Annotated in this window: 20 protein-coding genes and 1 pseudogene; all 21 read right to left on the bottom strand. The window is 41.5% G+C overall.

Going from position 1 to position 26,671, the window contains the following annotated elements; genetic code table 11:
* Positions 1-1,696 (bottom strand): annotated as a pseudogene (locus A2536_00355) (hypothetical protein).
* Positions 1,697-1,727: 31 nt separating this feature from the next.
* Positions 1,728-2,087, bottom strand: a complete 360-nt coding sequence (locus A2536_00350) for a hypothetical protein (GenBank protein ID OGF47890.1) — start codon at positions 2,085-2,087, stop codon at positions 1,728-1,730.
* Positions 2,088-2,316: 229 nt separating this feature from the next.
* The gene (locus A2536_00345; GenBank protein OGF47889.1) at positions 2,317-2,679 is read right to left on the bottom strand and encodes a hypothetical protein; all 363 of its coding nucleotides are present in this window, start codon (positions 2,677-2,679) and stop codon (positions 2,317-2,319) included.
* A 281-nt stretch (positions 2,680-2,960) separates the two neighbouring features.
* The gene (locus A2536_00340; GenBank protein OGF47888.1) at positions 2,961-4,166 is read right to left on the bottom strand and encodes a hypothetical protein; all 1,206 of its coding nucleotides are present in this window, start codon (positions 4,164-4,166) and stop codon (positions 2,961-2,963) included.
* Between the two features lie 103 nt (positions 4,167-4,269).
* Positions 4,270-5,124 (bottom strand): hypothetical protein, encoded by an 855-nt coding sequence (locus A2536_00335; protein ID OGF47887.1) that lies wholly within the window; start codon positions 5,122-5,124, stop codon positions 4,270-4,272.
* Positions 5,121-5,504 (bottom strand): hypothetical protein, encoded by a 384-nt coding sequence (locus tag A2536_00330; protein ID OGF47886.1) that lies wholly within the window; start codon positions 5,502-5,504, stop codon positions 5,121-5,123. Before A2536_00330 ends, A2536_00335 begins: the two co-directional genes overlap by 4 nt.
* A 39-nt stretch (positions 5,505-5,543) precedes the next feature.
* A complete protein-coding gene (locus A2536_00325) occupies positions 5,544-6,593 on the bottom strand; it encodes a hypothetical protein (protein OGF47885.1) in 1,050 nt (349 codons plus the stop codon).
* A 21-nt stretch (positions 6,594-6,614) separates the two neighbouring features.
* On the bottom strand, positions 6,615-7,316 hold the full coding sequence (locus A2536_00320) for a hypothetical protein (protein OGF47884.1): 702 nt from the start codon (positions 7,314-7,316) through the stop codon (positions 6,615-6,617).
* Positions 7,317-7,341: 25 nt separating this feature from the next.
* Positions 7,342-8,052, bottom strand: coding sequence for a hypothetical protein (locus A2536_00315; protein ID OGF47883.1), 711 nt, complete (start codon positions 8,050-8,052; stop codon positions 7,342-7,344).
* 488 nt (positions 8,053-8,540) lie between these two features.
* Positions 8,541-14,705 (bottom strand): hypothetical protein, encoded by a 6,165-nt coding sequence (locus tag A2536_00310; protein OGF47882.1) that lies wholly within the window; start codon positions 14,703-14,705, stop codon positions 8,541-8,543.
* A complete protein-coding gene (locus A2536_00305) occupies positions 14,702-15,187 on the bottom strand; it encodes a hypothetical protein (protein OGF47881.1) in 486 nt (161 codons plus the stop codon). The genes A2536_00310 and A2536_00305 overlap by 4 nt, the downstream gene beginning before the upstream one ends.
* A 21-nt stretch (positions 15,188-15,208) precedes the next feature.
* Positions 15,209-15,544, bottom strand: a complete 336-nt coding sequence (locus A2536_00300; GenBank protein ID OGF47880.1) for a hypothetical protein — start codon at positions 15,542-15,544, stop codon at positions 15,209-15,211.
* A 9-nt stretch (positions 15,545-15,553) separates the two neighbouring features.
* Complete coding sequence (locus tag A2536_00295) at positions 15,554-15,844, bottom strand: hypothetical protein (GenBank protein ID OGF47879.1); 291 nt, start codon at positions 15,842-15,844, stop codon at positions 15,554-15,556.
* Between the two features lie 43 nt (positions 15,845-15,887).
* The gene (locus A2536_00290; GenBank protein OGF47878.1) at positions 15,888-16,664 is read right to left on the bottom strand and encodes a hypothetical protein; all 777 of its coding nucleotides are present in this window, start codon (positions 16,662-16,664) and stop codon (positions 15,888-15,890) included.
* A 33-nt stretch (positions 16,665-16,697) separates the two neighbouring features.
* Positions 16,698-16,931, bottom strand: coding sequence for a hypothetical protein (locus tag A2536_00285; GenBank protein OGF47877.1), 234 nt, complete (start codon positions 16,929-16,931; stop codon positions 16,698-16,700).
* 63 nt (positions 16,932-16,994) lie between these two features.
* On the bottom strand, positions 16,995-17,669 hold the full coding sequence (locus A2536_00280) for a hypothetical protein (protein OGF47876.1): 675 nt from the start codon (positions 17,667-17,669) through the stop codon (positions 16,995-16,997).
* Positions 17,670-17,886: 217 nt separating this feature from the next.
* The gene (locus A2536_00275; GenBank protein OGF47875.1) at positions 17,887-19,263 is read right to left on the bottom strand and encodes a hypothetical protein; all 1,377 of its coding nucleotides are present in this window, start codon (positions 19,261-19,263) and stop codon (positions 17,887-17,889) included.
* 113 nt (positions 19,264-19,376) lie between these two features.
* On the bottom strand, positions 19,377-22,451 hold the full coding sequence (locus A2536_00270; protein OGF47874.1) for a hypothetical protein: 3,075 nt from the start codon (positions 22,449-22,451) through the stop codon (positions 19,377-19,379).
* 52 nt (positions 22,452-22,503) lie between these two features.
* Positions 22,504-23,466 (bottom strand): hypothetical protein, encoded by a 963-nt coding sequence (locus A2536_00265; protein ID OGF47873.1) that lies wholly within the window; start codon positions 23,464-23,466, stop codon positions 22,504-22,506.
* Positions 23,467-23,501: 35 nt separating this feature from the next.
* On the bottom strand, positions 23,502-25,646 hold the full coding sequence (locus tag A2536_00260; protein ID OGF47872.1) for a hypothetical protein: 2,145 nt from the start codon (positions 25,644-25,646) through the stop codon (positions 23,502-23,504).
* A gap of 51 nt (positions 25,647-25,697) precedes the next feature.
* Positions 25,698-26,651, bottom strand: a complete 954-nt coding sequence (locus A2536_00255) for a hypothetical protein (protein OGF47871.1) — start codon at positions 26,649-26,651, stop codon at positions 25,698-25,700.
* Positions 26,652-26,671 lie beyond the last annotated feature (20 nt).

The raw sequence follows: 26,671 nt of genomic DNA, 5'->3' as shown, positions 1-26,671 counted from the left end.
CAATTAATCCCGAGACATGCGAAGGCGCTACTGCTGTGATTTGTGTATCTGAATTCACAACATAACTTGAGGCATTTGTAACTCCAAACTTCACTCCTGCAGCTCCCGTTACACTTGCGAAGCTTGTTCCTGTTATGACTACGGTGTTACTTCCGGCTGTGCTTCCGAAAGTTGGAGATACATTGGTTACAGACGGTAAAGGTACTGTTGCAGAAATCTTCGTTACAAAACCTTCATATGTTCCGGCAGCTCCGGCATGAGCCATAAACGTACCGGCCGTGGGAAAATTCGATGAAGTCGTCCACCCTGCCGCGTAGATATTTCCTGAACTATCCAACGCAATACTACTTCCTTTTTGAGCAGTAGTCCCGCCTAAATAAGTAGAGAAAACAGGGGGGTCATTACTCACGGTGGTGGAACCTATCTCTGCTACAAAAGCCATCGACGCCCCGATATTACCGCCGGCCTGAATCGGATTCACCGTTATAAAATCCGTAGATGTGGTATACCCGGTCACATAAGCATTGCCCGCGGTATCAACCTTGATTGCTGCGGCTCTATCATCACTGTCCCCGCCCAAATAAGCGGAGTATATCCCATCATCAATCCCCAGGTGACTCATCTTCAGTTTAAATACAAATGCGTCTGTGCCGGCGCTTCTGATTGGCTGACCGACCCGTCGGGGAAAGCCTGTTATAGGAAATGTGGTATCGTCGGCAGTATTTGTATATCCCGCGATATAAACATTGAGAGTTGCCGGATTCGTACCATCCAACGCTATGCCGCAGGCATCTTCATCATTGCTGCCGCCTACAAATGTTGAATAGTCCAAAGTTGTGAAGGCTGCATTGATTTTTGACACAAAAGCATCGGAGGTTCCGGTAGTTGTGGGTTTAAAACCATCTGCACTTGTAGGAAAGGCAGGATCGCCGGGAAACGATTGACCGGCAATATAGACATTATCGGAACCGTCAATTGCAATTGCCCGCCCGATATCCACAGTCGTGCCCCCGAGTACAGTAGAATGCTCAAGAACTCCTGCGGGAGTAAACTTCGACACAAAAACATCGCTCGCTCCTCTTGTATTGGGATGTACATCGGCAGTTATCGTAAAAGCAGCACTGGCGGTGGTAAATCCGGTGACATAGGCGTACCCTGCGCTATCCACAGCTATTGCATTGCCTTCATCCTCTCCGGGACTGCCGAGATAAGTCGAGTAAATCAATCCCGCGCCCGAGGCACTAATTGCTGTTACAAAAACATCTGTTCCGCCTGCTTTTGTTGCTTGATGCGGGCTGACAGTAGGAAAAGTCGTCGAAGTTGTAGAGCCTGAGATGTACACAACCTCGGAACTATCAATGGCAATTCCATTTGCAATATCAATCCCGTCCCCGCCAAGATAAATTGACCATAAAAGAGTTCCAGCCGCGCTTATCTTGGTCACGAAGGCATCCTCGCCAACAGCGCCATCCTTGGTGGTTTTAAAAGTAGTTCCTGTCCCGCACGGAAAATCGGTTGAAAATGTTTTTCCCGCCAAATATATATTTCCCGCGCTATCCACCGCAATAGCGTTAACCTGGTCGTCTAAAGACCCTCCCAAGTAGGTGGAATACAGCAAAGCAGGCCCTGACGCAAAGACCATATTTGAAAGACCAACCGCCAACATTGCTGCGACAACTAAAATATTTCTTTTCATATAATCCTCTTTACTTCAAATGTGTAAAATATCATCTTCTATTTCCAAGTAAACTCTTTATTGTGACTTTCAAATAATCAAAATCAAACGGCTTATAAATACAGTCGCAAGCACCAAGACGAAAAGTCAAAGCGACGCGCTCCGAATCCATGCAGGCGGTAATCATAATAACGGGGACCCCTTTATCTATTTCTTTTATTTTTCTCAGGACTTCTATTCCGTCAATATCGGGAAGGTTTATATCAAGAAGTACAAGCGAAGGTTTCTTCTCTTTAAATATTGTAACCGCATCAAGACCAATCTTTGCTATTTCCGTCTCATACCCTTCTTTTTTCAGAAAACGTGCTAAAATATTGCAAATATTCTGTTCGTCGTCGACTATTAATATCATAGACACCTCGTTAATTTACGCTCACTAGGGTAAAAGTAAATCCTAAGTCAGTGTATACTTTAGCTGGGAAACAAATAAGGGGTACTTTGCCTGTTTAATAGACGTTTTTCGCTATTTTGGATAAGCGATAGGTTCCGCCACAAAGCGTTGGCGGATTTCGCTGTCGCTCAAGCTGGGTACTAGGTTCTTGGTGCGAGGAAAAAAACAAAAACAGATGAAATAAAATAAATTATCTTTCAGGAATAATTATTTCTACTAAATGCAGTTTATTATTTAATTCATAACATTTAATACCCGCATTTAGCTCGCTTTTTTTGTCTCTTAAATATCGGGTTATCTTTTCGTTGCTTTCTGAATCAAATTCACGTATCCCTGAGGTAGAGTAAAAAGCATACCCGAGCGTGCAATTTAAAGCTTTATCTTTGGAATATGTCTTGGAAAATTCATCTATATCCTCTTTATGTTGGGCTGCACAGAAATTATCGATTATCATACCGTACAACTTTAATTCGCGAATATCTTCTCTTGCTACTGTAGCACAACTTGTCAAAACAAGACTGAAAAACAAACTCAATACCGGAAATATTTTCATTTTATTCCTCCTATAGAACGATTCCGCTCCCGCCAGTTATATTTGGCGGATCTTTTGATGAGATTACAAGTCTTTCGGATTCTCCGCCCTTGGCGAGATCTCACCACAGGTGGACACTGATACAAGATAAGCTTTTTTTGAATCATTTTCCCGAGTGACTTTATTATCCTACGCGACATTACCTTAATTAAAATTATACATAACTATTTAAAACATACTATGACCTAAAGCTACATTATTCCAACTTTTTTCCGCGCGTATTTATCAAACTGAAAAGGATTTTACTTTTCAGAATATTGAATATATTTTCTGACCCAGAGGTTTGAATTATTATTTTTATCGGTTTCGGTGCCGAGCACATAAAACGCACCGTCTTCACGAACGGCGAATTTTACACCGTAAGAATAGCCGGAATAATCCGTCGTCCATAATTCATTACCATCTTTATCCAGCTTGGAGATCCAGCTGTATTTTTTTTCATCTTTGCCGCCGCCGCTTGTCGCAGAAACATAAACATTCATACCATTATCTATAATGATATTACTGCCGGTATATTGCTGATAACCAAAATTCGGGTAGCTCTTGGTCCAAAGTTCCAGACCTTTAGCATCGAACTTCCTGACAAAAACATTATTCCCCTGATAAAATACCGATTCTGTCCCTGTAATATAAATATTCCCGGCATTGTCAACTGCGATTTTATTAACACTGCGATTTTTTTCCCTGCTATCCCGGTACTGCTTTGATATTAAGATACTGCCGTTAACGTCATATTTATTTATTTTGAGTAAATATTCAGAATTCTCCCCGTTCTCATAAATTGCAACAAAAGCATTACCTTCCGGATCCACAGCCAGGCCTTGTTCTTTTTCCAGCTTACTCCCGGACCCGCTGAAAATGACTTTCCAAAGCTCCTGCCCGTCCGGATCGTATTTCCTAAGCCACTGGTCGCGTTTAAGCTCCTCTGTATTTTTATACCCGACCGCATAAATATTACCTTTTGCATCACACGCAAGTTCCTTGAATTCAGCATCCTTGCTGTCATAAAGGTTCTCATAGGTATTGTCCCAAATAATATTGCCTTTAAGATCATACTTCCTGCTCCACAGATTCTTTCCTTTTCCTTCTATATACCTGAAGCCTGCAATATATACGTTATTCTTATTATCCACAGCTATACAACCGGTCTGATCAAGCCCATAAACACCGATATCACAGACCTGTTTCCATAACTCCTTACCTTCAAGATCTATTTTTCTTACAGCAACAAGACCGCGGATGTTCACACCTTCTTTAACACATTTTAACCCTGTAATATAAAGGCTGTTTTTTATGCTGTCTACTTTAATATCGCCGCCTATTTCCGAGTTAGCACCTTCCAGTGGATAAGACCTGCTCCACATTTCCTGCTTACCTCCTGCCAGGCTGACCCCCGCAAAGGTCAAGAGGGCGCATACTACATTTATTATTTTAAAAATTATTCTCATATTAATTCCTTTTTTTCTTTCTTCATCCGCCTAGGCGGATTTCGCGAAGATTTATGGTCCTATATTTAAACTTCGCTCAACTTGCTTTATTTGCTGTTTCTGCTTACTTGACCAGCAATACTCTGACAAATCTTTTTTCTTTTTTATCTGATTCAATAAATATAAGTACCTCCAATCCTTTTTGTCCTTCCGATATCTTAAAATCTTCAGGTAACTTTATCTCAACTTCAACTGTTTTATCCTCTCCTTTGCGTATTTTTAAACTGTCCACTTCAGGTTTTATCCATTTTGCTTCATTTATCCATTCAAAATTATCAGAGGGGCTTATTTTTGCATTTTTAGACTCCGCGTCAGGAATGAAACTTTTGATCTTATACACGCAATCCTTGTCACTGTTATTATAAATTTTAAAACTCACTTTTTTATTTTTAAAATCCCGCAATTCAACTCCAATAATGCCGGGAGTAATTCCAAATTCACCATAAGGTCTTTCTGCCGGATTTTCCTTTGATCTGGTTTCTATCATAATAAACGGGGCAACCGCCGCGTTTACAAAACTATTTCCCTTTTGTACTATATGACAAGACACTGCCCAATGCTGATTGTAATATTTGTCGTTCCTCGGAATTTTTATATGAATTCTGCTTGTTCCCGTGCTTTTTGCGGGAATAATTAAATTTGTTTTTTCAAGATAAAGCCAGGAAAGATCGGGAAGTTTGCTGTAGCCTTTGAGAGATTCATCCGACGGCATTACAGGCAAAATTACATCCAGAGTGAACTCCTGTTCGTTTTCCGCGTCATTACTTACTACATAGTCAAAGCCGGTGTTTTTATCCTCTCCAATTTCTACACCGCTTATACAAACAACTGCCGGTGATACCCCCAGACAAAACCCGTTTATGCTGAAAAACAGGCAGGCAATAATCAAAATTGCTATTCTTCTATATTTAATGATCATCTGCCCTCCTTGCTTTTTTTAAGCATTGTTTCAATTTGAGCCAGTAACACTTTATAATCATAAGGTTTAACAATATAAAAATTTGCTTTTTTCTTTGCGGCTCCGGCTAATCCCTCATCCATACCCTTTCCCGTCAAAATAATAATAGGAATATTTTTTGTATAAGGATTTGTTTTTATCCTGTCACAAACTTCATATCCGTCCATCCCCGGCATTACAATATCCAGCAGCACAATATCAACGGTATTACTTTGAATTATCCGGAGAGCTCTCTCCCCGTTTTCTGCCTCTAAAACACTATATCCTGCTGTTTTTAATATTTTATTTAGAAGTTTTCTGTTTTTTTCTTCATCATCGACTACTAATACGGTACTTTTCATATATATTTTCCTCCAGATTGTAGATTTCATAAATCGTTTTCAGGCTACATTAGTTTTTTCAATTCGTGTATTGTCGGTATATTGATCATATACAGTTTTTATTTTTTCCTGATTATTTAAAAATGCATCCGTTACATCCGGATCAAAATGTTTTTCTCTTTCTTCCTTAATGATACTTACCGATTTATCCCAGGCAAAACCGGGTTTATAAGGACGTGCGGAAGTAAGGGCGTCAAAAACATCCGCTAAGGCAACTATCCGGCCTGAAAGCGGTATATCTTTTCCTTTTTTACTATTTGGATAGCCCTGCCCGGTCCATTTTTCATGATGATGCAGTATGATATCATAAGCAGTCTCTATAAGAGGGGATTCGCCTTTTTCTATGATCCGCGTTCCGATTATCACATGTGTTTTCATTATTTCAAACTCTTCGAATGTAAGCTTGTCAGGTTTATTTAAGATCAGATCCGAAACTCCGATTTTTCCTATATCATGCATGGGCGCCGTTTGTTGTATCAACTCAATATATTCCTTATCCAACCCCAGGCCTTCCGCGATTATTCTGCTGTATTCTCCCACCCGCACCACGTGTTTTCCCGTATTGTCATCACGATATTCCGCCGCAACAAGCAAACGGTGCATTACTTCTTTATTTACGATATTTAATCTTCGTAATGCTTCCTTTAAACTTTTAGTTCTTTCTTCCACTACGCCTTCAAGATTATTTTGATATTCCTTTACTTTTAAAATATTCCCGATACGCAGCAGTAATTCTTCCTGTAAATAGGGCTTTGATAAAAACTCATCAGCCCCATTTTTAAAACCTTCAATTATTTTATCCCTGTCCATTAAACCGGTAACCATGATAATAGGTATTTGCTTTATTGCTTTTACTCTTTTTGCAACTTCAAAACCGGATATTCCGGGCATCATTACATCGAGCAGTATCAAATCAACATCCTGCTTCCCGACGATTGCCAAAGCAGATTCCCCATCGTAGGCTTTTAATGTTTCGTAACCTTTTCTGGACAGGATTACTGATAGCAGCTTAACATTTGCCTCTTCATCATCCACAATAAGAATTTTCATATTATAAACCTCGATGATCCTTTACTCTATTTTTTTAAAAATAAAAATGTAAGAATCAATCGCTCCGGAAACATCTTTAATCGGATCAATTGTTAACGAAAGAAATATCGCATCACCCAGATTAAGCTTTTGTTTTAGAATATAATTTTTTCTTCCCTCGCTGACCTGAATATCCTCATTATAATTATCTTTTAAATAGTTCATGATATTTACGGGAGCTGCTTTTATTCCCAGCAATTCTCCGGCTTTAATATTTATATTCACAGGAGCAAATTTCTTATCACTGACTATTACCCCTTCACCAATTTTATTTATCACTTTTAAAAGTTTTGCCCTTTCAGTTAACTGCCTTCTTAAATATTTTAATTTGACCTGTGTGTAAATTTTAGCGCGCAATTCTTCCATAGCTAATGGTTTTGAAATAAAATCATCCGCTCCGAGCTCCAGACCTTTTATACGCTCTTCTTTGCTCGTTAAGGCCGTAAGAATTATAACCGGCATGGTATCCAGGTTTTTGTCCTCGCGAATTGTTTTTAAAACATCATATCCCGACAAGCCCGGCATCAGAATATCCAGCAAAACTACCAGCACATTTTCGCTCTTTAAAATCCGGAGAGCTTCTTCTCCGCTTTTGGCTTTTACAACCCCGTAACCTTCAGGTAAAAGCATAGCTTCCAGCATTTTTAGATCTTTTTCTTCATCATCCACAATAAGAATTTTCATATTTACCGACCGTCTGAAGGATTTGTTATTTTATTATTTTAAATATAAAAATATAAGAATCAACCGAGCCGGAAGCATCTTTTATCATTTCAATAGTTAAAGAAAGCGGTTGCACATTATTCTCCGTGTTTATCTTCTGTTTTAAAACAATATTTATTCTTTCGTCACTGATCTCGATATCTTGATTATATTTTTCTTTTAAGTACGCCAAAATATTGACGGGAGCTTCTTTTATGCCAAGAAATTCCCGGGCTTTCATATTCATACTCACGGGTACAAAATCAGTATTGGCAACTATTACGCCTTCTTCTATTTTATTTATCACCTTTACAAGCTTTGCCCTTTCATTCAGCTGCATTCTCAAAAAATTCAATTTTACCTGCGTATTGATTTTGGCGCGTAATTCATCCAGATCAAAAGGTTTCGAAATAAAATCGTCCGCGCCGAGTTCCAGGCCCTTTATTCTTTCTTCTTTATCCGTTAAGGAGGTAAGAATTATAACGGAGAGAGTGGCCAGGTCTTTATTCTCGCGGATTGTTTTTAAAACATCGAACCCCGATAATCCGGGCATCATAATATCCGTTAAAACTGCCTGTACATTTTCGCTTTTTAAGATTTCAAGAGCGTCCTTCCCGTTACTTGCCTTCAGAACTTTGTAGCCCTCAGGTAAAAGCATTGATTCCAACATTTTCAAATTTCTCTCTTCATCATCCACCAGCAAAATTGTGCCTTCCATAATATGCTCCCTCCTCTAAAAAAAATTATATGAATTACGAATGACAAATTACAATATTAGGAAGATTATCCTCAATATATTGACTTCGTACTTTGTCATTTGTCCTCCAAAGCAAAACTTTGGAGAGATCTCGTCCGCCTTAATCGAGACCTCGCCAATAGGCGGGCCAAGCGGCGGATACTTGTTCCTTATGTAAGTATATACTTTATCAGCAAGCTAATTAACATGCACTTTGCCTGTTTAATAGACATTTTTCGCTATTTGGAATGAATGACGGGTTCCAGGAACTGGGTTTTGGGGTGGGAGAGGAAGAAGCTTTTTAACCCACCACAGACTTATGCGTTTACTTTCTTTCCGCCCTTAAGCCTGGCGGACCCGACCACAGTCGAGGTCTCACTGCGCAAGCGCGGGGGACTGTCTCGCCCAAAAACCGGCTCGCAGGCTTTTTTTCTTCTTTTGCTTCATTTACTGTTCTTACTGTACCTGCTTTACTTACTTCCCTCTGCCAGAGTTTCTTTTACCGCAACAAGCAGTTCATTTAACTGAAACGGTTTATGAAGGAACTTGTGGCCTTTTCCATGAATTAACTGCTGCTGCGACCTGTCATCAAGATAACCGCTGCAAAGAATAACTTTGAATTCGGGTTTTTCTAAAAGAAGCCGGTTAACCAGGTCAATTCCGGTCCCATCAGGCAGTACAACATCGCTTAAAACCATTTTTATATTGTTTTTTTCTTTTTCAAAGATGGTAAGAGCTTCATTAACATCCCCTGCCAAAAACACAGTATAACCGTTATTTAAAAGGACCCGGCTGGAATATTTTCTAATTGCAACCTCATCTTCAACAACCAAAATTCTTTCTCCGTGTCCGACAAGATCATCGGGATTATATTTTTCTTTTATTATTTCCCCTTTTTTTTCCGAAGAAGAAGAAGGCAGATATATTGTAAACATAGTCCCACGGTCCGGTTCACTATAAACATTTATCCAGCCGTTATGTTGTTTCACTATACCGTAGACTACGGATAGACCAAGCCCGGTACCCTTTCCGAGACCTTTTGTAGTAAAATATGGTTCAAAAATATGCTGAAGAACTTCTTTGTTTATTCCCATTCCGTTATCCTGAATTGATAATTTAACAAATTTACCCGGGTATGATTCTGCTATATTCATGGAATACTCTTTACTTACTATAACATTCTCTGTTTTTATGGTCAGTACCCCGCCCTTATTCATTGCATCACGGCCGTTTATCGTCAGATTCATAATGATTTGCTCCATCTTTGTTTCATCCGAGTTAGTATTCCACAAGTTTAACTGCAAATCCGTTTTTATGCTGATATCCTCGCCGATTATACGGTTTAGCATTTTTGACATATTATCTATTATCCTGTTTAAATTCAGATTTATCGGATTTAACGGCTGTTTTCTGCTAAAAAGAAGTACCTGTCTCGTCAGGTCAGCAGCCCTGTCAGCAGCAAGACATATTTCGTTTAAATCATCATATATCGGATTATCCTTAGCCGTACTTTCTTTTGCCAGTTCAGAATATCCTTTAATTGCAGTAAGTAAGTTATTAAAATCGTGGGCAATCCCGCCCGCAAGAATACCTACAGATTCCATCTTTTGCGACTGCAGCAGCTGCTCTTCAAGCTTTTTTCTGTCTGTTATATCAATAACTCCCGCAATTGAGCCGTTATATTTTCCGCCATCATCAAGTATCGGCGCGGTTTCCAATACAGCAAACATCTTTTTGCCGTCTTTTTTTTGAAATTCAAAATCATGTTGTTCTTTTATTCCGTTTTTCTGCCTTTCCATATTTTCTTTAGCTATTTTTATTCCGACAGCGTCCATAAATGAAAAAAATGACTTTCCTATCATTTCTATTGCTTCGTAGCCCAGCATTTTAGCCATTCTTTCATTTGTAAAAGTAGTAAGGTTGTCCCTGTCAATAACCCATACACCTTCATTTAAGTTTTCAATCAAATACTGATATTTATTATCACTTTTAATTAGATCGTCCTGGGCTTTTTTGCGTATAACCACATCTCTAAAGAAACCTACATTACATTCTTTCCCGTCTATTGAGGCGACAGTAACATTGATGTCGACATAGACTATTTCCGTATTCTTTTTCAAGCAGGGAATATCCGCTTCTAAGGCCACACCTTCTTTCTGAGAACCAAATTTTGAAATATTGTTTTTCAGATTGTCATTATTGTCTTTAGGATATATGTCAGTTATACTCATATTTTCCAATTCTTCTTTTGTGTAGCCCAGCATTTTACAAATTGACGGATTTGCGTATACTAATTTCCTTGTTTCAATTTCAGCTATCAATATTCCGTCAACACTGGTTTCAAACAGAGTTCTATATTTTAATTCTGATTCCTGCAGCTTTTGCGCGCCGGCTTTTAATTGCTCGTTAAACGTCCGGAGCTGCTGTTCCGTAGACATAAGCTGCTTATTAGCCGCTATCAGTTGTTCGTTTGCTGCTTTAATTACCTCCGCCGCCTTAACTTTTTCCTCTGCTTTCCTTTTTTCCGTCACATCTTCTATCGCGAGCAGGATCAAGCGATTTTTGTGATTTTCACTTTTTAATTCTTTTGCATTCAAAATCATGTTCTTTTTGCCTATTGTTTTAAATTCATGTTCAACTTCGTAATCCTGAAAAACACTCTTCTCGGGCAGGATATTGGTAAGTAGTATTCTAAGGGCAGGAATATTCCATTGCTCATTTCCCAGCTTATAAACAAGATTTCCTTCCGTTTCTTTAGCTTTTACCTTGAACGTATCATAAAAAGACCTGCTGGCAGATACAACCCTTAAATCCTTATCCAATACTAAAAGAGGCTCCCTTATGGTTCCAATAATTGACTCCGCATAGTCTCTTTCGTCCTTTAGCTGTTCCTCGATCTCTGTTAATTGCCGGTTAGACGCTCTTAGTTCCAGTTCAATAGCTGTCAACTCCTGGTTGGTGTTTGTCAATTTTTGATTAGCTGCTTTAATTATTTCCCCTGCTTTTCTTTTTTCTGTCACATCTTCTATGGCAAGTAAGATCAAGCGGTTTTCACTGCCCCCCCTTTTTAATTCCCGGGCATTCAGGATCATATTCTTTTTACCGATTGTTTTGAATTCATGTTCTATTTCATAACTTTGAAAGATACTTTTCTTGGGCAGGATATTGGTAAGCAGTACTTTAAGCGCAGGAATATTCCATTGTCCGTTTCCCAGTTCGTATACCAGATTTCCTTCTGTCTCTTTTTCTTTGACCTTAAAGGTCCCATAAAAAGCCCGGTTGGCGGAGACCACTCTCAAATCCTTGTCTAATACCAGAAGGGGCTCTCTCATCGTTCCTATAATTGATTCAGAATAATCTCTTTCGTATTTTATTTGCTGTTCCGCGGCGGTTAATTCCCGGTTGGCTGTTGTCAATTTCTGGTTAGCTGCTTTAATTATTTCCTCTGCTTTTCTTTTTTCTGTCACATCTTCTATGGCAAGCAGAATCAAGCGGCTTTCACCATCAGCCCTTTTTAACTCCCGGGCGTTTAGAATCATATTCTTTTTACCGATTGTTTTAAATTCATGCTCTATTTCATAACCTTGAAATATATTTTTATTGGGCAGGATATTGGTAAGAAGTATTTTAAGCGCAGGAATATCCCATTGTCCGTTTCCCAGTTCGTATACCAGCTTTCCTTCTGTCTCTTTTTCTTTTACTTTAAATTTGTCATAGAAAGATCTGCTGGCGGATACCACCCTTAAGTCCTTGTCTAACACCAAGAGGGATTCCCTGACAGTTCCAATTATAGATTCAGCATAATCTCTCTCCTCTTTTAGTTCTTCCTCGGCTGCTTTAATTTTTTCTCCTGCTTTTCTTTTTTCCGTCACATCTTCTATGGCAAGCAGGATTAACCGGCTTTCACCATCAGCCCTTTTTAACTCCCGGGCATTCAGGATCATATTCTTTTTACCGATCGTTTTAAATTCATGCTCTATTTCATAACCCTGAAAAATGTTTTTCTTAGGAAGTATATTGGTAAGAAGAGTTTTTAACGCCGGAATATTCCACTGTCCGTTTCCAAGTTTGTATACCAGTTTTCCTTCTGTCTCTTTTTCTTTTACCTTAAACGTGTCATAGAAGGATCTGCTGGCGGATACCACCCTTAAGTCCTTGTCTAATATTAAAAGCGGCTCCCTGATGGTTCCTATTATTGATTCGGCATAATCCCGTTCATACTTTATCTGCTGTTCAGCTGCTTTAATTATTTCCATTGCTTTTCTTGTTTCCGTAATATCTTCTATAGCAAGCAGTATCAAGCGGTTTTTGCCATTTTCCCTTTTCAGTTCCCTGGCATTTAGTATCATATTCTTTTTGCCGATTGTTTTGAATTCATGCTCTATTGCATAATCTTGAAATATGCTCTTTTTGGGTAAAATATTAGTTAATAGTGTTTTGAGCGCCGGAATATTCCATTGTCCGTTTCCAAGCTTGTATACCAGTTTTCCTTCCGTCTCTTTTTCTTTTACCTTAAATTTTTCATAGAAGGATCTGCTGGCGGATACCACCCTTAAATCCTTATCTAAAACTAAAAGTAGTCCCCTGATTGTTCCAATTATCGATTCCGCATAATCTCTTTCATCTTTTAACTGCTGTTCTATCGCTGTTAAACGCTGGTTAGCGCCCAATAACTGCTGGTTGGATGCTTTAATTATCTCCTCAGCTTTTCTCTTTTCTGTAACATCTTCTATCGCAAGAAGGATCAAGCGGTTTTCGCTGCCCCCTCTTTTTAATTCTCTGGCATTCAGGATCATGTTCTTTTTGCCGATCGTTTTGAACTCATGCTCTATTTCATAACCTTGAAAGATATTTTTCTTAGGCAGTATATTGGTGAGAAGGGTTTTTAGCGCAGGTATATTCCATTGCCCGTTTCCCAGTTCATAAACCAGATTTCCTTCTGTTTCTTTTTCTTTTACCTTGAAGGTACCGTAAAAAGCCCGGTTTGCGGAAACCACCCTTAAATCCCTGTCTAATACCAGAATAGGCTCTCTGATAGTTCCTATAATGGATTCGGAATAATCTCTTTCATATTTTATCTGCTGTTCGGCTGCTTTAATTATTTCCATTGCTTTTCTTTTTTCTGTAACATCTTCTATGGCAAGCAAGATCAAACGGTCTTCACTGCCCTCTCTTTTCAACTCTCTGGCATTTAATATCATATTCTTTTTACCGATTGTTGTAAATTCATGTTCTATTTCATAACTTTGAAAAACGCTTTTTTTGGGAAGTATATTGGTGAGCAGTGTTTTTAACGCAGGAATGTTCCATTGTCCGTTTCCCAGTTCGTAAACCAGCTTTTTTTCCGTTTCTTTTTCTTTGACCTTAAAGGTATTATAAAAAGATCTACTGGCAGAGACCACCCTTAAATTCTTATCTAATATCAAAAGCGGCTCTCTAATAGTTCCTATAATAGATTCCGCATAGTCTCTTTCATCTTTTTGCTGCTGCTCGTGAGCTATTAATTGCTGATTGGAGGATCTTAACTCCTGTTCCAGGGCTGAAAGTTCCTGATTAGCCGCTGTCAACTCCTGGTTAGACGCTTTAATTGTTTCAATTGCTTTTCTTTTTTCCGTCACATCTTCTATCGCAAGGAGGATCAAACGATTCTTGCCGTCCCCTCTTTTTAATTCCCGTCCATTCAAGATCATATGCTTTTTACCGATCGTCCGAAACTCATGATCTATTTCATAATCCTGAAAGACACTTTTCTTGGACAGCACATTGGATAAAAGGACTTTCAAGGCGGGAATATTCCATTGTCCGTTTCCCAATTTATAGATCAGTTTTCCTTCCGTCTCTTTTTCTTTGACCTTAAAGGTATCATAAAATGCTCTGCCGGCAGAGACCACTCTTAAATCTTTATCTAAGACCAAAAGCGGTTTTCTAATAGTCCCTATAATAGATTCAGAGTAATCTCTTTCATCTTTAAGGTGCTGTTCGGCCGCTATTAGCTGCTGGTTGGATGATTTTAACTGCTGCTCATGCGCTGTTAGCTGCTGATTGGACGATTTTAACTGCTGCTCGAGAGCTGTTTGCTGCTGCTCATGAGCCCTCAGCTGTTGATTGGAGGATCTTAACTCCTGTTCCAGAGCTGAAAGTTCCTGATTAGCCGCTGTTAACTCCTGGTTAGACGCTTTAATTGTCTCCATAGCTTTTCTTTTTTCCGTCACATCTTCTATCGCAAGGAGGATTAAGCGGCTCTTGCCGTTTCCCCTTTTTATTTCCCTGCCGTTCAAGATCATATGCTTTTTACCGATTGTTTTAAACTCATGGTCTATTTCATAATCCTGAAAGACGCTTTTCTTGGAAAGCACATTGGATAAAAGCACTTTTAAGGCAGGAATATTCCATTGTCCGTTTCCCAATTTATAGATCAGTTTTCCTTCTGTTTCTTTTTCTTTCACTTTAAAGGTATCATAAAATGCCCTGCCGGCAGAGACCACCCTTAAATCCTTATCCAAGACTAAAAGCGGCTTTCTGATAGTCTCAATAATTGACTCGGAATAATCTCTTTCATCCTGCAGATGTTGTCTGACATCTATTAGTTTTTGCCCGGCTAAATCAATACTGTGTTTACTGTTTTTCCTTTTCATAGAGATCCTCTCCAAAGTATTTTATTTGGCCCGCCGCCTTCACTAAAAGATACTATCTTTTTATTAATATCCAGTCTGACGCTCATTCTTTTATTACCTCCGACATTTTTTTTATACAGCCGGATTCTTTTTTCTTTTAAATATTTAATGATAGATATTGTATTATCTTCTCCGACTTTGCTTTTCTTTAACCCCAGCATACTGGCGCCGCCCACAATAAATACCCGCATTTTATTTAAGACGGCCCCCTTTATAAGCATATTTTTGAATAAAGCATCAAGAGCATTAAAAGCATATTTTGTTTTCATCCCCTTTTTAACCGGCGCGGCTCCGGGAAGCATAACATGGGCAATTCCGCCAATTTTATTTTCTATATCTATCGCAACAACGGCAACACAGGAGCCGATAGCGCTTGACATCAATATTGTATTATTCCTGCCAACCTTTACCTTCCCGGTTACAACATCAATTACATTTTTCATAATCCTGCCTTTTGTTTTTGTTTAAACTTTCAGCAAATATTTTGTTTGAAAAGTATTGCAGTGCGGGTATTTATTACGGAAGATAATATCAATGAAATTCGCTTTGCAGATAAGATTTTTATTATGCCCGCAGCTTGCAACTTTACAGGCGCCCACTACGGTTTCTGTTTCGATTCCACCCTCAGCCTTCTCCTGCACAAAAGTATCGCACCTGGGACGGCTGCCGTCCCCTATGGTAATAGCCAGCGCGTGGCACCTGGAATTTCTATTGAAAGAACAACTTTCCACCTTGCAGGCTTTTACAATAGATCCGGCAAGATCTTTACATCTGTCCTGTGATTTTTCTTTTCTTATCATTTTTTTATCTTATTCCGCATAAAAAGTCAAGCAATCAGGATGTTTTTCATGAAAGCCCATATCAATAACCCCTGCGGTACATCTAAGAGAAACATTATGAGAGCATTTTTTAACCTTGCAAACTCCTACTCTGCCCGCCGTTTTCGAGTCCCCGCCTTTTACTTTAATTTTACCCGCTACAAAAGTATCACACCTGGGATGATTCCCATCCCCTACGTTCACGGTGGACGCCTGACACTTTTTATTTTCATTATAAGAACAACTTTCAAAGATACAATCCTTTATCATTGTTTCCTTCATAATCCCTCCGGGAAATACCAATTAATATTTTAAGCAGATATACTTACTTCTTCTGTTTTTCTTCTTTTAATTCCACAAAAATATCTCCGCTGACCTTTGCTCTGACAAAAAAACCGTCGGAGAGCCTGAACCAATAATCTCCCGTCCAAAAAAACGAAAGAAAACCGGCAAGGCATATTTTCAGCCTTGCTGTTTTTATTGTTTTTCCGTTTAATTCAATAGTTTCCTGATTCTCTTTGACGGCAGCAAGCACCATGACATTTCCCGGATCATCAGGATTAAGAGACCAAAACTCAATACTTTTTCCCTTTGTTTCCTTAACGGCAAATCTCATCATCCCCAGCTGATAAATCTGCAGCCATTTACGTTCATCTATATTTATTTCTTTTTTGTTGTTTTCCTTTTTGTCAAAGGTCCCTGTCAGGATTATCTTATTCCCTTTTCTCACAGCAGCCACTTTTATGCCCTTTTTAGGGTCAGTAAATTTCCATTCCAGCGTTTCAAAATCCGTATTTAGTTTTGCTTCGGTTACTATATTCTTTTCCCCTTTTTTTATCACTACACCGTTGAAATAATAAATATTATTTTCTTTACGAATATTTATAACATTTTTGTACACCTGTTTTTTTTCTTTGACATTAAAGATATGTTCCGCAAATAATCCGGTAAGCAGCGGTTTTACAGCCTCTATAGGTTTTTCTTCAACTACATTTTTTTCTTCAACCACTGTTACAGGTTCTATTTTCTTTGAAACGAAGAACCAGACGATGAGCGTGACCGAAAAAAACAGTGCTCCCGCGATCAATAATTTTTTTCTCATTCACTCTCCGTTTTTATATCCAAATTAGAGGAGCTATATATTAATAAGCGGATCTTTTGATGAGATTACAAACTTTAGTATTCCACTTACTTTAATCTCTGTCCTCAGACTTCCGTCTTTTAGCAGGTTGCTGAAAAACTCACTTTTTGTCATGCCGGACTCAGATCCGGTATCCAGTGTCGTTAGAATTGCTGCTAAAACAAGCACTTTGTTTTTGCAGGAACAAATTAAATAACAGAAACAACGAAATATTGAGTTTTTCAGCAACCTGTTAGATTATTTTTTGCCAAACCTCCAACCTTCTAAACGTCAAAACCTCTGCATTATGCCTTACTTCACAACCACTTCAAAAAGAACTCTCATGTTGGCTTTTGCTTCTGGTGAGTTACTGTTACCCGGGGAAACTTCATACAATGCCGGTTTAGTCCTGCCATATCCTATTGTCGTTATTCTAGAGGGAGCAACACCTTTTTCAATCAGATAATTTCTGACTACATTTGCCCTTGTTTCGCTTAATTTCTGATTACTTTCTTCCGTGCCTTCAGCGGAGGTATATCCCGCCATACGAACCTTAATTTTAGGGTTTTCTTTTAAAATCTTAACTTCCCGGTCCAGCAGCATCTTAGCTTCACCGGCAAGAGCAGACTTATTATAATCAAAATGCGTATCCCCGAAGGCGATTACGTTCTCATCCGGTTTCTGATCAAGCACAAGCATCATTACCTTCAAATCAGAAAGACTCTTTTCGGATAGCTCCATTTTCGGGCTGTCCCGAAACAACAGGATAATAAGGATCACTACGATACCGCATAATATTCCCACAATACCAATAAGAATATCTTGCAGCTGCTTTCTTCGCTTTAACCAAGAGTGCGCTCCCGTTTGTTTTTCCGCTTCAAGCCAGTCAACATAATCATTTCCGTCTTTAAAACCGTGTTTTTTATAAAGCTCATACGCTTTGCTCTTTATTTCCGTATTTTCTTCAATCATTTCTTTATCTGTCATTTTATCCTCTTTTGTTAAGAATGACCCTGTACCATTCGCTATGCTCAGGTGCAGGGCCATGAACCTGAAGTATGAATGGTTCATGGTTCCTTTTCCAACATAGTCGGATAAGAATACAAAATCCTTTTTTTCATCAGCAACAAAGCATTGGCAGATTTTGTGATTACCTAGCTTTACTTACTGTTTTTGCTGTCCTTGCTTCCTTTTCTGCTTTTTCTTATTTTACAATTATTTCAAAAAGAACGCGCATATTGGCCTTTGCTTCCGCAGAATTAACATGCTCTGGGATCGGTTCAAACACTGCAGGTCTTGTTTCGCCATATCCGATCGTAGCCATCCTTTCCGGAGCAATGCCGCCTTCTTTAATAAGTATTTCCTTTACTATCTTTGCCCTTTTTTCGCTCAACGTTTGGTTAAACTCCGGGGTACCTTCGGCAGAGGAAAAGCCGGCAATGCGGATTTTAACTTCGGGATTTTCTCTTAATACTCTCGCATTCTCCGCTACTACCTTCACTCCATCTTCAGTAAGGGTATCCTTCTCCCATTCAAAATGCGCATCATCAAGAACGATAAGTTTTTCGATAATAGGAACCGTCTTAAGGATAACAATCGGTTCTATTACGGGGACTCTAAGTTTCATCTTCGCCCTCGGCGCCGGCTGGATCTTTTCCTCACTTAAGAACTTATAGATTAAACTTAAGCGGTGTGAGTTGCCCAGTTCTCCATAAGGAATGAAAGCATAATCAAAATTAAAGCTCTTAGATATTACAATACCGAGACCGGCGGTAAATCCAGTTAAGCCTTCAAGTTTGAAATCTGTAAAGTTATGCACATAACCGGCGCGTAGTGCCACCATAGGATCAATGTAGCCTTCAACTCCTACCTGCAGATTATCGAACCCGATTCCAGGTTTCAGTTCACTGGAAGCGGCCAAAAGTATATTCTTGTCCACGTTATAGGAAGCTCCAACCCTCCAGACTGAATCCAAATCACTGGCTGCGCTTGATACTTTGATTCCAAGATTTGTATAGGTCAGACCCACATTTAAGCTGGAAATCGGATTCCATAAAAATCCTACATCCATAGCAATTGCGGAATATACCTGGCTGGCAAGCGCTTGCCGGTTGTATTTCAGGACTAAACCGGCAGAAATGCCGGGAAGCCAGTACTTACCCCAACCCAGATTTATGCCTAAATTTCCTGCGTAGTAGTTGTCTGTAATATTTCCTACACTGTCTCTTCCTTCAAAGGTTCCATTATCCACATAGTTCAAGGAAACGGCAAAACCGCCCAGAGATTCCACAGGCATTCCGAAAACAAGAGTCTCCTGCGTGGATTCACCCAGTCCGCTATTGTGATGTAGCCCCAGCTCCATATCTTTTAAACTGCCCAGTCCTGCCGGGTTCCAAAACAAAGATGCCGATTCCTGGGAAACTCCCACAACCGCAGACCCCATAGACATGGCTCGGGCCGTACCGCCCTCTTTAGTCAAAGGCATAGACAGACTGCTGTTTTCCGCAGACCAGGACGGGCCGCTAAGAAAAAGAACGGACAAAATTCCGATTCCTATCCTTTCAACATTTTTAATTTTCATATATTTTACCTCCTAATTTAGTTTTACCGGATGCCGGCACCTTAACTTACTTTGATGCCAAATCTCCGCGGACTTGCCGGCTTACTTTCTTCCGGCAAGTCTACTGAGTTTTTTTAACGCACAACTACAAACTTGCGCTTTGTAAACTTGCTCGTATCTCCGTTATCGTAGTTCATGCTCAAAATGTAGAAATAAACCCCGGGCGCAAGATTACCAATATTGAGAGTGGAATACTGCGCGCCGTCAAGTTTGCTTTCCTCCAGACTGTCTGCCAGTCTGCCTACCGCATTGTAAACCCGGATCTTAACAACTCCCGGACCATCCATGAAATAATTGATATTTACCGTACTGCCGGTGCTTGGAGACGGATATACATATGAAGTACTGCCGCTTACCGGCGCAGTAAGAGTGTAATTATACTGGTCTGCCAAAATAACCAAAGACAATCCCGTCTGATTTGTTACCACAACGTCCACTACTCCTACAGCATGTGCCTTAGTCTTCGCTGTGATCTTCGTATCAGAATTCACTACATAACTCTCGGCATTCAAATTACCGAACTTAACTCCGTTGGCGCCGGTGACTCCGGTGAAACCGGAACCGGTAATTACAACTGTTGCACCGCCTGTAGAAGGTCCATAGACCGGATTAAGTTTGGTAATAACCGGCACGGTTCCCGCGATAAAATATGTGTAGATATCGCCGGACACACTTGGAGATGAACCCACAGAGCTCATCGCCACAATGTTCACTGCGCCTTCTATTTGAGCAGGCGCTATCGCTCTAATTTGCGTATTCGAATCCACTATAAAACTCGTGGCATTCAGCGAACCAAACTTGACTTGGGTTACTACGGTTGTACCGGTGAAACCTAAACCGGTAATGGTAACTGTTGTACCCCCGTCGGTGGTGCCGCCGGCCGGGTCAATACTTATAATCGACGATAAAATAGTGAACGCACTCGTCGCTGTTGCACTGCTTGTTATTCCGCCTTTAGTAGTAAAAGCCACAATTGTAGCAGTTGTTGTCTGCGCGAATGGGCCTGTGTATTCTGTTGAGGATCCGTTTGGAGCTGTTCCGTCAGTTGTATATCTTATAGTTGCTCCTGAAGTTCCCGTTGCCATAGTTATTGTCACTGAGCCCGTATACTGACCGGCGGCAGGTGTTATTACAGGTATTAAACCCTCTATCGTAAATGCAGTTGCCGCTGTCGCCGCACTGTTCGTCATTCCGCCCTTCATTGCAAAAGCTACAATTGTTGCGGTTGACGTCTGTACAAAAGGAACTGTGTATACTGTCGAGGATCCGTTTGGTGCTGATCCGTCAGTTGTATACCTTATAGTTGCTAACGAGGTTGAGGTTGTAATTGTTACCGTGACTGAACCTGCATACAACCCGGCCGCAGGTGTTATCACAGGCGTTGCTACCTGTATCGTAAATGCAGTTGCCGCTGTCGCCGCGCTGTCCGTCATTCCGCCCTTCATTGCAAAAGCCACAATTGTTGCGGTTGTCGTCTGTGCAAAAGGAACTGTGTATACTGCCGAGGATCCGTTTGGTGCTGATCCGTCAGTTGTATACCTTATAGTTGCTAACGAGGTTGAGGTTGTAATTGTTACCGTGACTGAACCTGTATACAACCCGGCCGCAGGAGTTATGACCGGTGTTGCTACTGTACTTGCTGCTACCGCAGAAATCTTAGTAAGAAAGCCGTCTTCCGAGCCCTGATAAGTATAGAGCTCGCTGACAATGGGAAAAAGAGCCGAAGTTGTATATCCGACCGCATAAATATTGTTTGAACTATCCAGACCTATGCCCCAACCTTCTGTAACAGTGGCCCCGTCGGAACCTCCTAAATATGAACAGAACACCGGAAGCTGAGCAGCTACAGGTGAAGGATCTATCACAGTCACAAAAGCCATTTCCGATCCGGTTCTTGTGCTCAAGTCCGGGGATAGTATCGGATTATTAAGCGGAAAACCCGTTGCAGTAGAAAAGGTATACCCGATCACATAGGCATTGCCCAAAGAATCTACCTTAATCGCAGTAGCTCTATCAACACCGTCGCCGCCTATAAAAGTGGCATACACACCGTCACTTATACCGGCAGAACCCGCATTCAACTTAAAAACAAATGCATCCTCGCCGGTCCCTTTTATCGTCTGACCAACCATATTGCCAAAGCCCGTTGTGGGAAAGTTAGCGGTAGAATCTGTATATCCCGCTATGTAAACATTGAGACTGGGATCCAACGCTATACCGAAGGCATCTTCATTACCGTTGCCTCCTATATATGTGCCATAAAGTAAAGAAGCGAAGTCAGCGCTGAGTATCGCTACAAATGCATCGGTCGCCCCGGTAGGACTTGATTTAAAACAAACGGCTGTTGTGGTAAAAGTAGCCGTCGTCTGGCCGGTTATGTAAATCTTGCCGGTGCCGTCAATCGCAATTGCCCGTCCAATATCCGAGGTTGTCCCTCCGAGTAAACAAGCATGCGCGAGGCCTCCTGCCGGATTGTACTCAACAACAAAAATATCGCTTGCTCCTCTTGCAAGAAGGCCGGAACCATAACCATCCGGATTATCTGTTGTCACAAATGCCGTAGGAGCGCTGGCTGTGGTATCTCCTACTATATAGGCAGCCCCTGTACTTGCGTTCACAGCGATACCATAACCTATATCTACGCCGGACCCGCCCAGATAAGTCGAATAAACCAACCCTGCGCCGGAGGCACTAACCGCCGTTACAAAAGTATCTGTTGATCCTACGTATGTCCCAATATTCGCGTTTTTCATTGGAAAGGTCGTCGAAGTCGTTGAGCCTGCGATATATACAATACCTGCATTATCAACAGCAACCGCATTCGCAATGTCTATTGCGTCGCCTCCCAGATAAGTTGACCACGAAAGAACACCGCCCGAACTGATCTTAGTCACAAATGCATCAGTTCCCGCGCTGATGTTGGTCTGGTAACTGGTTCCTGTAGCACCCGGAAAACCGGTTGATACCGTTTTTCCGACAAGATAAACGTTATTTGAACTATCCAGCGCGATAGCGTTCACCCGGTCTACAACAGTCCCCCCGAGATATGTCGAATACATTATACTTGCCGCTGCTGCAGGAGTTATCCCGACAGTGCTTACAATTATATTTGCTAACAGAATCAGAATGACTTTTAAAATTGATTTCATAATTTAAACCTCCTTAGTTAATTGTTTATTTTTGACATTTTTTTTAAACATATTACTCGACCTTCGATGCAGGTTTTTCCGGAGTAATTTTATCATCACCCAAAAATTTATAGGTTAGACTTAAGCGGTGCGAGTTTCCCAGTTCACCGTAAGGAACAAATGCATAATCAAAATTCAAGCTCTTAGATATTACAACACCCAGACCGGCAGTAAAACCGGTTAAGCCTTCAAGTTTGAAATCTGTAAAGTTATGCACATATCCGGCGCGGAGCGCCACCATGGGATCAATAAAACCTTCAGCTCCTACCTGTAAATTATCAAACCTGTTACCGGCTTTCAGTTCGCTGGAGGCGGCAACAATCAAATTTTTGATAACTTCGTAGGAAGCCCCGAAACGCAAAACCGATTCCAGATCGCTGAGAGCGCTGGATACCTTGATTCCCAGATTTGCATAGGTCAGTCCCAGATATAGATTGGAAACCGGAGTCCACAAAAACCCTATATCCATAGAAATAGCCTGATATGTAAAGGCAGCCAGACTTTCCCTGTTGTATTTTACCGCCACACCGGCAGAAATACCGGGGAGCAAATATTTACCCCAACCCAGGCTTAAGCCCAGGTTTCCTGCAGTGTAATCAGCTGTCAAATCTCCGACGCTGTCTCTTCCTTCAAAGGTTCCGTTGTCCACATAATTCAAGGAAGCTGCAAAGCCGCCCAGAGAATTCACAGGCATCCCGAAAACAACGGTTTCCTGTGTGGATTCACCCAAGCCGCTGTTATGGTGAAGGCCCAATTCTGTTTCACTCAAACCGCCCAGTGCTGCCGGATTCCAAAACAAAGATGCCGCCCCCTGCGGGAGACCTACAACCGCAGAACCCATAGACATGGCGCGGGCCGTACCGCCCTCTTGAGTCGAGGGTAGAGCCAGATTATTTTCCGCAGCCCAGGACAGACTGCTCAGCAAAACAACGGACAAAATTCCTATTCCTATCCGCTCAATCTTTTTAATCTTCATAATTTTAACCTCCGAATTTTTTCATAAATCTCTCTTTAATGATTAACCGCAAATTTGCGTTTAGGATTCTTCTTTGTAGTTCCATCGTCGTAGGTTATATTTAAAATATAGAAATACACCCCCGTCGCCAGCCTATCAACATTAAGTGTGGAACCCTGAGGACCGGCCTGCTTACTTTCCTCCAGATTGGCTACCAGTACCCCAATCTCGTTGTAAACCCGTATATTCACAATTCCGGAGCTGACCATGCAGTAAACAAAACCTGCCGTGCTCCCTTCGGTAGGCGAAGGAAAGATATAGGGATCGCAATCGCCGGAACTGCTGCTCTCAGGCAGAAGAAAGTACGTGTAGCGATCTGCCGCCACAACCGGAGATGAGCCGAGAGGGCTTGTTACCACGACGTCTACTCTTCCTGCAACATGTGCTGCCGTCTTCGCTACAATTTTCGTATCAGAAATCACTGTGTAACTAGCAGCATTTGAAGTGCCGAACTTAACACCGGTCGCAAAAGCAACGCCGGAAAACCCGGAACCGGTAATGGTAACTGTTGTATTTCCTGTTGTGGGACCAAGAATCGGAGTTAAGCCGGTAATCGCAGGTGAAAGGACGGCGGCTGTAGCTGAAATCTTCATAACAAACCCGTCAACCGGTCCTTTAAGTGCAGCGTAAAGCGGCACAACTACCGGGAAAGTCTCCGCAGTAGAAGTGGTCCAACCCGCCACATAAATATTATTTGAAGCATCCAGTCCAATCCCTCTTCCTTCCTGATCAGTTACTCCTCCTATGTAGGTATTTAGGACACGGGTGCTTCCGTCAGGACCAATTACTGTCACAAAAGCTTTTCCCACCGCGCCATAAACGCTGTCTATGGGTGTATTAATTGATGCAGGAGAGATAGAAACAAAATCATCCGATGCTGTTCTGCCGGTCACATATGCGTTTCCAAGTGAATCCACCGCAAGCGCGTTCAGATGATCCCCGGCTTTCCCGCCTAAAAAGGTGCAATACACACCGTCTAAAGATCCGGCGGCATCTAACTTCATCTTCATGATAAAGCAATCAAAGGGACCGCCCGCTATAGTCGTTTGTCCGACCTTCGGCATATCTATGGTCACTTCAGGAAAGTTATCTGAATCATTATCGCCTGCAACATATACATTGCCGACGCTGTCTAACTTGATGGAAAAACCCATCGCCATTCCGCTTCCGCCCAAATATGTGGAATAGAGCAGAGTGGCACCGTTTGTGCTGATCTTAGATACAAACGCATCCGGTGCTCCGCTGATTGTCGTCTTATATGCTATTCCCACATACGGCAGCTCTGTGCCTAAAGGATATATAGGAAAGCCGGCTACTGTTTTGCCGGTCACGTAGATATTATTGTTACTGTCTAAAGCAATTGCATTGCCGTGTGTTCCGCCGAGGCTGCGATCAAATGCCTCCCCGGTACCCGCCCCTCCGACTGTTGTTCCGCCGAGATACGTAAAGAATTGCACCGTACCTGCAGAGTTAAACTTCGCCACAAAAGCGTTTTCATGCGTATCACCTGTTCCCGAAGCATTGTCTCCTTGAAAACCGCCCGTTACCGGAAGTGTCGTATTATTCGAGGTTGTTCCTCCGGTCACATAAGCATTATTTGTACTGTCTACCGCAACGCCGAACGCAAATTCTTCCCCCGCCCCGCCTATAAACATTGAGTACACAAGAGAATTTCCGTTCGCTGCAATAGCCGTAAGAAACGCGTCCGTCCCGCCGTTATTAACGGCCTGATAAGACGTCGCGCTCGGGATGACTGTATTAGGAAACGCCACGCCCGCTGAAGTCGTAGAACCGCATACGTAAATAATCCCGGTTTGGCTTACCGCAATGGAACTGCCGACATCTACTCCACCGCCGCCTAAATAGGTGCCCCACTCAACAGCTCCGGCCGGATTAATTTTCAGCACAAAGGCATCATAAGCTCCGCCTTTATTGAAGTTTTGATAATGCGCGCCGGTGCCCGGAAATCCGTCTCCGGTCGTTTCTCCCGTCAGATACACATTCCCCGAGGCGTCCACATACATGGCGTTCACCCGGTCTGCCACGGTCGTACCCAGATAAGTCGAGTACTTTATTTCCGCAGAGTACATCACTAAATTCATCAACAAAATCAGAAAGCTTATCTTTAAAATAGATTTCATATCTTAACCTCCTTAGTTAATTGTTTACATTCGTAATTAGATCTAAACATATTACTTCTCCTTCGTTGTTGACTGAACAGGTTCAGTTTTTACCGCATCCGCAAATTTATAGGTTATGCTTAAGCGGTGAGAGTTCCCCAGATCTCCATAAGGAACGAAAGCATAATCAAAAACCATGTTCTTGACTATTCCGACACCTAGACCCGCGGTCAACCCGGTTAAGCCGTCAAGCTTATACTCTGTAAAGTTATGAATATATCCGGCTCTAACTGCCACGTCAGGAATAATATAATATTCGGCGCCCATCTGCAGGCGGTTAAACCCGCCGAGTTTCAGATCGGTAGAAACGGCCACAAGAAGATTCTTGTCCACGTCATAGGAAGCCCCCACTCGCCAGACGGAATCCAGAAGACTGCCTGCCACCACAGTGCCCAGATTGCTATAAGTCAGGCCCAGATTTAAATGGTTAAACGGGTTCCATAAAAGCCCCAGATCCACCGCAAAAGCGGAATATGTCTGGCTGCCCAGAGTTTGCTGATTATACTTTACCACTGCTCCGGCAGAAAAACGGGGCAACCATTGTTTGCCCCAGCCCAGGTTTATTCCCAAGCTTCCGGCAGTATAATTACCGGTCGGATTTCCGATACTGTCTCTTCCTTCAAAGATTCCGTTATCCACATAATTCAAGGAAGCTGCGAAGCCGCCCAGTAAAACCATAGGCAAACCAAAAACAACAGTCTCCTGTGTGGATTCACCAAGGCCGCTGTTGTGGTGCAGTCCCAGCTCCATGTCATTTAAAGTTGCCAGCGCTGCCGGATTCCAAAACAAGGATGCCGACCCCTGAGGCAGCCCTACAACTGCAGACCCCATGGACATGGCGCGGGCCGTACCGCCCTCTTGAGTCGAGGGCATAGCCAGACTACTTTCCGCAGCCCGGGACAGACTGCTTAGCAAAATAACGGACAAAATTCCCATTCCTATCCGCTTAACATTTTCAATCTTCATATATTTAACCTCCAATTTTT

It is taken from the genome of Candidatus Firestonebacteria bacterium RIFOXYD2_FULL_39_29, from assembly GCA_001778375.1.
Taxonomy (GTDB): domain Bacteria; phylum Oederibacteriota; class D2-FULL-39-29; order D2-FULL-39-29; family D2-FULL-39-29; genus D2-FULL-39-29.
This window is presented reverse-complemented; position numbering and strand designations above follow the sequence as displayed.